General features: G+C 72.6%; 8 protein-coding genes and 1 pseudogene. 5 read left to right on the top strand and 4 right to left on the bottom strand.

All coding sequences use genetic code 11. The features are described from left to right. Positions 1–12 precede the first annotated feature (12 nt). Positions 13–450 carry an ATP-binding protein gene (locus tag NRK68_RS01525; RefSeq protein WP_257857736.1) on the bottom strand — a complete coding sequence of 146 codons (438 nt, stop codon included), beginning with the start codon at positions 448–450 and terminating at the stop codon, positions 13–15. A 339-nt stretch (positions 451–789) separates the two neighbouring features. Here NRK68_RS01525 and NRK68_RS01520 point away from each other — a divergent pair, with 339 nt between their 5' ends. From NRK68_RS01520 to NRK68_RS01505, 4 genes are all read left to right on the top strand, one after another. After that, a complete protein-coding gene (locus NRK68_RS01520) occupies positions 790–4809 on the top strand; it encodes a HAMP domain-containing hybrid sensor histidine kinase/response regulator (protein ID WP_257854529.1) in 4020 nt (1339 codons plus the stop codon). Next, positions 4806–7244, top strand: a complete 2439-nt coding sequence (locus NRK68_RS01515; protein ID WP_183066076.1) for a SpoIIE family protein phosphatase — start codon at positions 4806–4808, stop codon at positions 7242–7244. Before NRK68_RS01520 ends, NRK68_RS01515 begins: the two co-directional genes overlap by 4 nt. 87 nt (positions 7245–7331) lie before the next feature. Continuing rightward, a complete protein-coding gene (locus tag NRK68_RS01510; protein WP_183066077.1) occupies positions 7332–8174 on the top strand; it encodes a dienelactone hydrolase family protein in 843 nt (280 codons plus the stop codon). Positions 8175–8366: 192 nt separating this feature from the next. Beyond that, positions 8367–9155: a methyltransferase gene (locus NRK68_RS01505; RefSeq protein ID WP_257854527.1), complete on the top strand. Its 789-nt coding sequence runs from the start codon at positions 8367–8369 to the stop codon at positions 9153–9155. Positions 9156–9379: 224 nt separating this feature from the next. Here NRK68_RS01505 and NRK68_RS01500 read toward each other — a convergent pair. The 3 genes and pseudogenes from NRK68_RS01500 to NRK68_RS01490 form a co-directional block, all read right to left on the bottom strand. Next, positions 9380–9469, bottom strand: a pseudogene (locus NRK68_RS01500) (PadR family transcriptional regulator); the annotation flags it as partial. A gap of 92 nt (positions 9470–9561) precedes the next feature. Beyond that, positions 9562–10284, bottom strand: a complete 723-nt coding sequence (locus tag NRK68_RS01495) for a hypothetical protein (RefSeq protein WP_183066079.1) — start codon at positions 10282–10284, stop codon at positions 9562–9564. A gap of 48 nt (positions 10285–10332) precedes the next feature. Then, positions 10333–11211, bottom strand: a complete 879-nt coding sequence (locus NRK68_RS01490) for a hypothetical protein (protein WP_183066080.1) — start codon at positions 11209–11211, stop codon at positions 10333–10335. A gap of 211 nt (positions 11212–11422) precedes the next feature. On the opposite strand from NRK68_RS01490, the gene NRK68_RS01485 reads away from it, so the two are divergent. Further along, positions 11423–12694, top strand: coding sequence for a PP2C family protein-serine/threonine phosphatase (locus tag NRK68_RS01485; protein WP_183066262.1), 1272 nt, complete (start codon positions 11423–11425; stop codon positions 12692–12694). Positions 12695–12710 lie beyond the last annotated feature (16 nt).

Genomic DNA, 12710 nt, shown 5'->3' with positions numbered 1-12710 from the left:
CCCGAGACCGGCTCAGCCGGTGCACGGGGCGCCTCCGTGCGGGTCCGGTCCGCCCGCGGGCCGGAAGCAGGCGGTGATCGCCTTGCCGCCGTGGCACGCGTGGACGTCCAGGGAGTCGGCCAGCGCGGTGACGATGCCCAGCCCGCGGCCGGAGGTGGCACTCCCGTCGCCCTCGGGGGTCCTGGCGTGGGGCAGCCGCGGATCGGCGTCGGCGACGCTGACGTGGAGGCAGCGGCCGTCCCAGGTCAGCACCAGGTGCGCGGTGCATGCCGCGTGCAGGTGGGCGTTGGTGACCAGTTCGGAGACGCAGAGCAGCACGGAGTGCACGGTGTCGGCCGCCGAGGCGTTCCACGGCAGGGTCGCCAGGTGCTCCGACGTCCACTTCCGTGCCGCCCGGACGCCTTCCGAAATCGGGAACGAACGGGCCCAGCCCACTGCCTTGACCGCCACTGTCCTCACCTCTTCTCCTTCTTTGTGCCGTCCTCTGCCGGTTCGTCTACCCGGAGCGGGCGTCGGCATCCGAGCGGTTCCGAAACACCGCGCGGGGAACGTGAGTTCGGGCCGGACACCGTCGGGAATCCCGGCACCTCCCGTCCCCCGGATTCCGGATGTGCCGCGTCCCGGAGTGATCGACCGTGCTCCATCGCACCTCCGGCGGCGTTAGCCTTCACCGGACCGGTGCCGCGGCAGGACGGATCCCGGCGTAGCCGGGCACTCCGGCATGCCCGGTTCCAGGCGCCTGTCCTGTCCGCGTGTCGGCGCGGTTGGTATCGAGAGTGAGGGTGACGGATGGCCGAGCGGGTGGGCGCGGATCCACTGGGCGGCGTACCGGCGTTGCCGGGTGACGGCGGGATCGGTGAATCGGAGCTGCGCCAGTTGCTGGCGGGGCTGACGGCCGTGCGGGACGGGGACTTCCGTACTCGGCTGCCCGACGCGGCGGACGGGCTGCTCGGGGAGATCGCCACCGTCTTCAACGGGATGGTCAACCAGCTGTCGCTGTTCACCTCCGAGGTGACGCGCGTCGCCCGCGAGGTGGGCACCGAGGGGACCCTGGGCGGTCAGGCCGACGTGCCGGGGGTCGGAGGCGCCTGGTTGGACCTCACGGATTCGGTCAATTTCATGGCCGGAAACCTCACCGCGCAGGTGCGTTCCATCGCCCAGGTCGCGACGGCCGTGGCCAAGGGCGATCTCTCGCAGAAGATCACCGTCACCGCCCGCGGGGAGATCCTGGAGCTGAAGGAGACCATCAACACGATGGTCGACCAGCTCTCCGGGTTCGCCGGTGAGGTCACCCGGGTGGCCCGCGAGGTCGGCACCGAGGGCCGGCTCGGCGGGCAGGCGGACGTCAAGGGCGTCTCCGGCACCTGGAAGGACCTGACGGAATCGGTCAACGTCATGGCCGACAACCTCACCGCCCAGGTCCGTTCGATCGCCGAGGTCACCACCGCCGTGGCCCAGGGCGACCTGACGCAGAAGATCCGGGTGGACGCCCGCGGGGAGATCCTGGAGCTGAAGGAGACCATCAACACGATGGTCGACCAGCTCTCCGCCTTCGCCGACGAGGTCACCCGCGTGGCCCGCGAGGTGGGCACCGAGGGCAATCTGGGCGGCCAGGCCACCGTCCGGGGCGTCTCCGGCACCTGGAAGGACCTCACCGACAACGTCAACGTCATGGCGTCCAACCTGACCGGACAGGTCAGATCGATCGCCCAGGTGGCCACCGCCGTCGCGCGCGGCGACCTGTCGCAGAAGATCACGGTGGAGGCGAAGGGCGAGGTCGCCGCGCTGGCCGGCGTGATCAACACGATGGTCGACACGCTGTCCGCGTTCGCCGACGAGGTGACCCGGGTGGCCCGTGAGGTCGGCACCGAGGGCCGCCTCGGCGGCCAGGCTCGCGTCCCCAATGTGGCGGGCACCTGGAAGGACCTCACGGACAACGTCAACTCCATGGCGAACAACCTGACCGGCCAGGTCCGTAACATCGCCCTCGTCACGACCGCCGTCGCCAACGGCGACCTGTCGAAGAAGATCGACGTGGACGCCCGCGGCGAGATCCTGGAGCTCAAGACCACCATCAACACCATGGTCGACCAGCTCTCCTCCTTCGCCGCCGAGGTCACTCGCGTCGCCCGCGAGGTCGGCAGCGAGGGCAGGCTCGGCGGCCAGGCCGAGGTCGAAGGGGTCTCCGGCACCTGGAAGCGGCTGACCGAGAACGTCAACGAGCTGGCCGGGAACCTCACCCGGCAGGTGCGGGCCATCGCCGAGGTCGCCAGCGCGGTCGCCGAGGGCGACCTGACCCGCTCGATCACCGTCGACGCCTCCGGAGAGGTCGCCGAACTCAAGGACAACATCAACTCCATGGTCGGCTCGCTGCGCGAGAGCACCCGCGCCAACCAGGAGCAGGACTGGCTCAAGTCCAACCTGGCCCGCATCTCCGGCCTGATGCAGGGCCACCGGGACCTCGCCGCCGTGGCCGAACTCGTCATGGACGAGCTGACGCCGCTGGTCGCCGCCCAGTACGGCGCCTTCTACCTCGCCGAGGACAGCCCCCGCGGCACCGTGCTCACCCTCGTCGGCTCCTACGGCCGTCCGGCGGACACCGAGGAGGGCACGCGGTTCGCGCTCGGGGAGTCCCTCGTCGGGCAGGCGGCCCGCAGCCACCGGATCATCGCGACCGACCGGGTCCCCGGCGACTACATCATCTCCTCCGGGCTCGGCCACACCACGCCCGGCAGCCTGATCATCCTGCCGATCGTCGTCGACGACCAGGTCCTCGGCGTGATCGAACTCGCCTCCTTCAGCGCCTTCACCCCCGTCCACCGGGACTTCCTCGCCCAGCTGATGGAGACCATCGGCAGCAACGTCAACACCATCGTCGCCAACGCCCGTACGGACGAACTCCTCGGCGAGTCGCAGCGGCTGACCGGCGAACTCCAGGCCCGATCCGAGGAACTCCAGGTCCAGCAGGAGGAACTCCAGCGCTCCAACGCCGAACTGGAGGAGAAGGCCGCCCTCCTCGCCAGCCAGAACAGCGACATCGAGGCCAAGAACCTGGAGATCGAGCAGGCCCGGCAGGAACTGGAGGCCCGGGCACAGCAGTTGTCGCTGGCCTCCACCTACAAGTCGGAGTTCCTGGCCAACATGAGCCACGAACTGCGCACCCCGCTCAACAGCCTGCTCATCCTCGCCCAGCTGCTCGCGCAGAACCCCACCCGCAACCTCACCCCCAAGCAGGTCGAGTACGCGGGCATCATCCACTCGGCCGGCTCCGACCTGCTCCAGCTGATCAACGACATCCTCGACCTGTCGAAGGTCGAGGCGGGCAAGATGGACATCAACCCCGAGCGGGTGCACCTGCCCCAGCTGCTGGAGTACGTCGACGCCACCTTCCGCCCCATGACCACGCAGAAGAGCCTCGACTTCACCGTCACCACCGCCCCCGACGCCCCCGACGACCTGCTCACCGACGACTCGCGGCTGCGCCAGATCCTGCGCAACCTGCTGTCCAACGCGGTGAAGTTCACCGAACGCGGCGGCGTGGAGCTGCGGATCGAACCGGCGACGGCCCCCGAGATCCCCGCCGGGATCTCCCGGCGCGGCCCCATGCTGGCCTTCCGGGTACGGGACACCGGCATCGGCATCCCCGAGCAGCAGCTGGAGTCCGTGTTCGGCGCCTTCCAGCAGGCCGACGGCACCACCAGCCGCAAGTACGGCGGCACCGGCCTCGGCCTCTCCATCAGCCGCGAGATCGCCCAGCTCCTCGGCGGGGCCGTCACCGCGGAGAGCACGCCCGGCCAGGGCAGCACCTTCACCCTCTATCTGCCGGTCAGCCGCGCTGACTACGAGGACGCCCCGGACGGCGACACGGTCCTGGCGCCCGCCCCCGAGGGCACGTCCGAGGCGGGCGACCCGGGCCGCCGGGACACCCCCGCCCTGCCCGCGCAGCGGCATCCCCGCCGGCTGCTGGTGATCGAGGAACGGCCGAACGGCCTGCTCTCCCTCGTCGCCGAGAGCGCCGACCGCGACTTCGCCCCCCATTCCCACGCGGCGGGGGAGCACGGCGGCATCCAGGTCGTGGGCGCCACGAGCTCGCGGGAGGCGGCGGCCGCCCTGGCGTCCGACGCGTTCCACTGCGTCGTCCTGGAACTGGACATGCCCGACGGCGAGGCGCTGCGATTCCTCGACGCGCTCGACGGCGATCCGGCCCTCTCCTCGCTCCCCGTCCTCGCCCACAACAACCCCCGGGTCCGGACCGGCCGGGGAGAGGCCCTGCGCGAGCGGGCCGCATCGCGCCGGGTGGAGCTGCTGTCCAGCCTGGACGAGCTGCGCGAACGCATCGCCCTCCACCTGTCCGCCGAACAGCCCGGTGACGTCCTGCCCCTCGTGCACGCGGACGCCCGGCGGCCGCAGGACGCCCACGTACCCGACGGCGACCTCGCCGGACGGACCGTCCTCGTCGTCGACGACGACGCACGCAACCTCTTCGCCCTCAGCGGGGTCCTCGAACTGCACGGCATGCGCGTCCTGCACGCCGAGGACGGCCGCAAGGGCATCGACGCCCTCACCGGCAACACCGACGTCGACCTGATCCTGATGGACGTGATGATGCCGGAACTGGACGGCTACGCGGCCACCGCCGAGATCCGCCGGATGCCCGGGTACGAGGCCCTGCCCATCATCGCGGTCACCGCCAAGGCGATGCCCGGGGACCGGGAGAAGAGCCTCGCCGCCGGCGCCAGCGACTACGTGACCAAGCCCGTGGACGCCGACGACCTCATCGCCCGCGTCCGGCACTGGCTCACCCGATGAGCGGGGAGACGACACGCAACGGCGCCGTCCACCCGCCGTCGGCACCGGCCGCGGGCCAGAACGCCTGCGCCATCCCGCAGCAGTCCCCGACCCCGCTGGGCCGTCTCGTCGCCACCGTCGAACGGCTCCGCCGGGAAGTACTGGAGGCGCAGGCCGCCGCCGACGGCCGCGCACTCGTCGAACTGGCCAAGGGAATCCTCATCGGGCAGCTCAACTGCACCCCGGCCGCGGCGGCCCGGCAGCTCGACGTCCTGTGCGGGGAAAGCGGCACCTCCCGCCTCGAACTCGCCGCCGACATCGTCAACCAGGCCTCCCGCGACCAGGTCAGCGAGATCGCCGCCGCGTTCGTCGAGGGCGCCGGTGCGGGTACCCGTACCGGTCGCGACGCCGGACCCGCCGGGCAGGCCACGGTCTCGGTCCGGCTGCGTACCGCCGAGAGCGGCATGCTGGCCGCCGCCTCCGACACCCAGGCCGTGGCCGAGTCCCTCCTGACCAACGCCCTGGGGCCGCTGGGAGCGGTCGCCGTCGCCGTCTGGACCGCCGTGCCCGACGGCTCGCTGGCCCTTGCCGGCCACGCCGGGTTCCCTCCCGGGGAGGCTCTCCGCTGGCGTCACGTACCTCCCGGCGTCTCCACCGTCGCCGGCCTCGCACTGCGGGAACGCCGGCTGGTGACCCTGTCCCGGCTGGGGCGGGCGGGCCTGCCCTCCATCGGTCACCTCCAGTGGCCCGAAGGCGGACGGATGGCCGTACCGACCGGCACGGGCGGACGGATCCACGGCGTCCTCGAGATCTGCTGGCCTCAGCCCCTGGCACCGCAGCCACCACAGATCGAACGCCAGGTCGAAGCCCTCGCCGAACTGTGCGCCCGCACCATGGACGCAGCGCCGCCCGGCGACCCGACGACCGCCGACGCGGTGCTCCCCGACGTCGCCGAGCTCATCGACCTCGCCGAGGGACTCCAGGACCCCGCCGTGGTGCTCACCCCGGTCCTCGACCCCGAGGGCCGCCTCACCGACTTCAGGATCCGGTACGCCGGCAGCCGCTTCGTCGACCCGGTCGGACGACCGCGGGGCGACGTCAACGGCGCGCTGCTGCTGGAGGCCTACCCGATGGCCGCCGCCGAGAACGGGCTGTTCGACATCATCGAGCGCGTCCACGCGACCGGCGAGCCGTTCCGGGCCGAGCGCATGAGCCTGACCGCGCTGGTCGACCAGATCCCGCTCACCTCGGTCGCCGACATCAGCGTCAGCCGCCACGGCGCCGCCGTCCTCCTGATCTGGCGGATCGAGGACGAGACGGCCCGGCTGGCCAATCTCCTCCAGCACGCCCAGCGCCTGGGCCGCATCGGCGGGTTCGAGGAGAACCTGGCCACGGGGGAGACCACCTGGAACGCACAGCTCTACGCACTCCACGGACTCCCGGCCACCGCACCCCCCGTACGGCTGCGGGAACTGCCCGGCCACGCCCATCCGGACGACTCCGCCGCCCTCGGCCGCTTCCTGCGGGCGCTGCTGCGCCACCGCCGTCCGTCCTCCGTCAGCTTCCGCCTCCAGCGGCCCGACGGGATCACCCGCCACATCCGGGTGGTCGCCGAGCCCGTCCTCGACGCGGACCAGCGGCTGCACGCCGTACGCGGCGCCTACCAGGACATCTCGGCCCAGCACTGGACCGAGGTGGCGCTGGCCGCGACCAGGGACCAGCTCGCCCACACCGAGGCCGAGTCCGCCGAACGCAACCGGCTGGCCCTCCAGCTCCAGCACGCGATCATGCCGGTGACACCCCAGGCCGTCGAGGCCCCGGGGATGCGGGTCGCCGTCCGCTACCGGCCGGCCGAGACCGAGTCGCTCGTCGGCGGCGACTGGTACGACACCGTGGTCCTGCCCTCCGGTCTCATCATGCTGTCCGTGGGCGACGTCGCCGGCCACGGCATCGAGGCCGCCACCGGCATGGTCGTGCTGCGCAACGCCCTGCGCGGCCTGGCCGTCACCGGCGCGGGCCCGGGCCAGCTGCTGTCCTGGCTCAACACGGTCACCCACAACCTCGCCAAACACGTGACCGCCACCGCTGTGTGCGGCATCTACGACCCGTGCACGAGGGTGCTGCGCTGGGCGCGCGCGGGCCACCTGCCGCCCGTGCTGGTCCGCGGCGGCGGGGCCGAGGCCTTCCCGCTCATCGAGGGCCTGCTCCTGGGCGCCCTGCCCGATGTCGTGTACGGCGAGCGCGAGGTGCGGCTCGAACCCGACGACACGCTGCTGATGTTCACGGACGGACTGGTGGAACGGCGGGACTCTTCGGTCCAGGACTCGCTCGGGCACCTGGTGAACGCGGCCGCCGCCGGAGCCGGGGACCTGGACGCCCGGCTGGACCGCCTCCTCGCCGGAAGCCGGTCGGACACCGACGACGACACCTGCGTGATCGGCATCCAGGTGGGCTGACGGCCGTCCCCCGCAGGGTTGACCAGCACGCCGTACCTGCCGGTAACTTGAGCGCGGTCCAGAAGCGCCGACGGAAGGAACGGGTACGTGCCGAACCACGACCTGACCGGCTTCACCGAGGGTTCGTTCACCCACGACGGCGCGACCCGCCGCGTGCTGCGGGCGGGCACGGGCCCCGCCGTGATCATCATGGCGGAGATCCCGGGCATCACCCCCAAGGTCCTGGAGTTCGCCGGACGGGTGGCCGCGGCCGGCTGCACCGCCGTGCTCCCGGTGCTCTTCGGCGAGCCCGGCCGCGACCCGGACCCCCGCGCCGTCGGCTGGGCGAGCAGCGGCCGCTACCTGGCGTCGACCATGTGGCGGGTCTGCGTCAGCCGGGAGTTCACCCTGCTGGCCACGGGCCGCAGCTCCCGCGTCGTGGGGTGGCTGCGGGCCCTGGCCGCCGCCGAGCACGAGCGCTGCGGCGGCCCCGGTGTGGGGGCCGTCGGCATGTGCCTGACCGGCGGCTTCGCGCTGGCCATGGCCACGGACGAACGCCTGGTCGCGCCCGTCCTCTCCCAGCCCTCGCTGCCGCTGGCCTGCACGCCCGGTCGCGCCGCCGCCATCGACATCGGTCCGGAGGACCTTGCGGTGGTCCGCGGGCGCTGCGAGCGCGAGGGGCTCCAGGTCCTCGGGCTGCGCTTCCGGGGCGACCGGCTGGTCCCTGCCGACCGCTTCGCGTACCTGCGCCGCGAACTCGGCGACGCCTTCGTCGCCGTCGAGCTCGACGACGGCGACGCGAATCCCGACAGCGCCCTGCCGCCGCACTCCGTCCTGACGGAGCATCTGATCGACGAACCCGGCAGGCCCACCCGCGAGGCGCTCGACACGGTCCTCGACCTCTTCCGCACCCGCCTCCTCCTGGAAGAGCGCCCGGCCCCGGCGAACTGACGCCGCGAACGCCACCGGCGCGCCGAAGCGTGCGCGCGTCGCCACATGGACGGCCGGGGGAGTGGCAATCTTGGACAGATCACCGCAAAACAGCGATCCACCACGTCCCCCGCCCCGGTCATTCGCACCAACCCGCATCCGGGTCGCGCCCGCCGTGCCGGGAATTCGCCTTGCGTCCGAGACGGAGTGCTCATGGCCACCAGGAAGAACCTCACCGTCAACCGGGAATCCCTCGTCCACAAGCTCCGCTACGCGGCCGGCCGCCCGCACCGCATCGCCCCGTACCTCAAGCGCGCCGCGCGCGACCGGTGGCTGGCCTTCAAGCACCCCGACCACGTGAGCTACTACCGGGCGGTGATGGCCTCGGACACGCGCCGCAACCCCGAGGCGGCCGTCGGCAGCCAGACCCACGAACGCTGGCTCGCCCTCGGCGAGATGCAGTTCGAGTACCTGCTCGGCCACGGACTGCGCCCCGGCGCCCGCATGCTGGACATCGGCTGCGGCAACCTGCGCGCCGGATGGCGCTTCATCGAGTACCTCGACGCGGGCCACTACTACGGCATCGACATCTCGCCCGACATCCTCATCGCCGCCAAGCAGACGCTCACCGAGCGGGGACTCCAGGCCAAGGTCCCGCACCTGACCCTCACCAGGAACCTGACGCTGGACTTCCTGCCGGAGGCCTACTTCGACGTGGTCCACGCCCACAGCGTGTTCTCCCACTCGCCGATCGAGGTGATCGAAGAATGCTTCGCCCACGTGGGCCGCGTCCTGGCCCCCGGCGGTCACTTCGACTTCACCTTCGACCGCACCACCGGCACCGAACACCAGGTCCTGCGCGAGGACTTCTACTACCGGACGCAGACCCTCCTCGACCTCGCCGCCCGGCACGGACTGGCCGCGCGTTTCATGGAGGACTGGGAGAAGCTCGGCCACGGACAGTCCAAGATCCGCGTCAGCGCCGTCGGCGCCGACGCCTGAGGGCGGCCGGGCAGCAGGGCCGGGCAGCAGGGCCGGGCAGGGGTCGGCCGACAGTGGACGGCGGGTCAGGCGTGACCCGTCCGCCCGGAGTACCCGCGGCGCCACAGGGCGACGCGCAGGCGCAGCCGCAGTGCTTGCGCCACGACGTCGCAGCCCTCCCGCAGCCGGGTGAGCCGCCCCGCCCCTTCGGTCGCATCCCCGGAGACGCCCAGCCGGCGGGCGGCCTCGCGGCCGGTCGCGTACCCGTGGCGCGGCTCGTCCGCGAGCGCGGTCAGGAGGAGAAGGGTCGGTTCCTGCATCGCGCGCTCACTCATGCCCGCACGGTAAGTCACCCACCGGCATATGGCGCCCGGGCGAATGACGGCCGGCAGGGGGCCTTCTCAGGTGGGCCGGCGGGGCACCCCGGTCACGAGATGGCGTACCACTGGCTGGCCCAGCCGGTGTTGATGGTGGCCTGGGACTGCTCGCCGAGGTTCACGGTGGCGGGCAGCGAGGTCTGGCCGGTCAGGATGCTGCTGTACCGCAGGTTCGGCGGCGTCAGCCCGGCGTTGACGGAGATGCCGGCGCCCGTGGACTTCAGGGTGAGGGCGTTGGTGGCCCAGTTGCCGTTGAGCAGCAGGGCGATGAAGTACGTGCCGGGGGCGGCGGTGAAGGGCTTTGCGAGCGGCAGCGGCTTGGCGATGGCGTCGGTCATCAGCTGGGGTGAGATGTCGGCGGTGGACCCGACCAGCGTGCCCTTGGCGTCGTACACACCGAGGTAGCAGTTGGCCAGCTGGGCGTTCGGGTCCAGCCCGGCCAGCCCCAGCCAGATGTTCGACCAGGTGATCTGCTCGCGCAGGACGATCCGCACCAGCGTGATGCGGCCGCCGACCCCCGCCGAGGACTGGGCCGTGACGTGGCCCGCGTCATTGGGGTCGCCGGTCCAGGCCAGCAGGTTCTGGTCCTGCGGGCGCGGGCCCTCGAACCCGGAGCCGGAGCCGCCGCCCTGCGGGGCCGGCGCGGACGCCGTGGGCCCCGCCGTCCCGGACCGGTTCTTGTCCGGGGCGGTGCTGCAGCCCGACAGGGCGAACACCGCCGCGAGCGCGGTGACGAGGCCGGTCGTGGCGGTGGTGATGGTGCGGGTGCGCATGGTCCCCCCATGAGGTGCTGGTGGTGCTGGGCGTGCAGACGGACATGATCACACGGCTGCCGGCCCGGGCCGGAGGGCGAGGGTCCAGGTGTGCAGGACGTGCCGGCCGGGCCGGTCCTCGTGCTGTTCCTCGAGGGTCACGGTGAGCCGGTCGCCGGTGCGGCGCAACGCGCCGCGGTACAGCCAGGTCCGGTCCGGACCGACGGGAAGCAGCTCGGCGAGGACGGTGTCCGCCAGCCGGCGGTCGACGGCGCGCAGCACCCCGGCGTCGAGGACCAGGATGCTGCCGTCCGCCAGCACCAGGGGCTTCGGGCACACCGGGTCGGTGAGCGCGGGCCCGCGCTCGACGATTCCGCCTGGTAGCAGCCGTACCACCCGGCTGCGGGTGGGCAGGCAGCGGTCGGTCTCGACGACGCGGATGCCCCTGCCGGCGACGTAGTGGCCGTAGCTGCGCCAGGAGTCCACCAGGACGCCGTCGCGGTCGTACTCCCAGGTGTCGAAGACGTCGTAGCCCTCCAGGCCGAGGAAGAACCGGCCGCCGCGCAGCACCGCGCCGCTCGCACCGCGCAGTACGGCGACCGCGGAGCCGTCCGCCAGGTCCAGCAGCAGGGCCGGACCGAGGTGCCCCCACGGGGTGTAGTCGAAGGAGTCGGTGGTGACCAGCACCCTGCCGCCGGAGATGTGGGCGGCGTTCGGGACGCCGGAACAGGCGGTGGCCCACAGCGTACGGCCGGCTTCGTCGACGCAGCGCACCTCCCCGGTACCGCCCAGCACGCGCAGCCCCTCCCGCCGGGCCAGCGGCTGCCCCGCGTCACCGGGCCCGTCGTCCGCGGCCGGCCCGGCCTTGCGCCGGTACTTCACCACGGAGACGCACCAGCCACCGCCCGCCCCGCCGCCGTCACCCGCCTCCGCCTCCGCCTTCGCCATGGCCCAGATGCCAGGGGGTGTCCTGGGGTGGCCCGCCGGTCGGGCTTCGGGACGGTGGTGCCCCGCTCGCGGGCCCTGGCGCCGCGCCGGGACCGGCGGGGGCGGAAACCGAACGGCCCAAGGCGGACCCTCGTGCCGGGGCCGCCTGCCACGACCGCGCCTATCGTGGGAGGAACCCCCACGAGCGGGACGGAAGCACACGGGCAGGGGGATCGTGAACGGATCCGGGATCGACTACCGGGCGGTGTTCCACGCGCTGCCGGGCGCGGCCGCGCTGTTGACCCCTGGACTCGTCTACGTGGACATCAACGCGGCCTACCTCTCCGTGGCCGGCCGCACCCGCGAGGAACTCCTCGGCCGCCACATCTTCGACGCCTTCCCCGACAACCCCAACGACCCCGCCGCGACCGGCACGCGGAACATGCGCGCGTCGATGGAGCGGGTCGTGGCCACCGGCGAGCGTGACGCCATGGCCCTGCAGCGCTACGACGTGGAGGACCCCCGGCAGCCGGGAGTCTGGCACGAGCGGTACTGGAGCCCGGTCAACGTCCCCGTCCTCAGCTCCGACGGCAGCGTGGCGCTGGTACTGCACCGCGTGGAGGAGGTCACCGAGCTGATCCGGGCCCGCGGCGCCCGCAGCGGCGAGGACGCCACCCAGGTCCTGGAGTCCGAGCTCTACACCCGCGCCCGGGAACTCCAGGAACTCAACGAGCGGCTGCGCCAGGCCCACGCCCGCGAACGGGAGGTGGCACTCCACCTCCAGGAGTCGATGCTCCCCGAACCGAGCCCGCTCGCCCACCACCAGGCCGCCGTGCGCTACCGCCCCGCCGCCGCGGCCCTGAACGTGTGCGGGGACTGGTACGACCTCGTCGAGGCCCCCGGCTGCACCGCCGTCGCCGTCGGGGACGTCGTCGGCCACGGGCTGGGCGCCGCCGGGGTCATGGGACAGCTGCGCAGCGCGCTCTCCGCCGCCTCGCTCGTGGCCGACGGCCCGGCCCAGGCCCTGGAGGTCCTCGGCCTCTACGCCCGCTCCGTCGCGGGAGCCGAGTCCACCACCGCCGTCTCGGTCTTCATCGACTGGAACAGCCGGACCCTCACGTACAGCAGTGCGGGTCACCTCCCGCCCGCGCTCTGCGGCCCCGATGGCACCGTCGTCTTCCTCGACGAGGCCACGGACCCGCCCCTCGGCGCCCGCCCCGAGCACGGGCCGCGCCCCCAGGCGCGTACGAAATTCACCGAGGGTTCCGTCCTCGTGCTCTACACCGACGGGCTCGTCGAGCGTCGCCGCGAGGACATCGACACCGGCCTCGGCCGGCTCGCCGACGCCCTCGCCCGGCACCGCGCCGCCGACCCTGCGGTACTCGCCGACGCCCTCCTGGCCGAACTCGTACCGCCCGTCGGTGTCACCGACGACACGGTTCTGGTCGTGCTGCGCCTGGAAGGGCAGGCCGACACGCCCACCGGATTGCATGAACATGCGTGAGGCTGCATACTCTTCC

The organism is Streptomyces yangpuensis (assembly GCF_024666385.1).
Taxonomy (GTDB): domain Bacteria; phylum Actinomycetota; class Actinomycetes; order Streptomycetales; family Streptomycetaceae; genus Streptomyces; species Streptomyces yangpuensis.
This window is presented reverse-complemented; position numbering and strand designations above follow the sequence as displayed.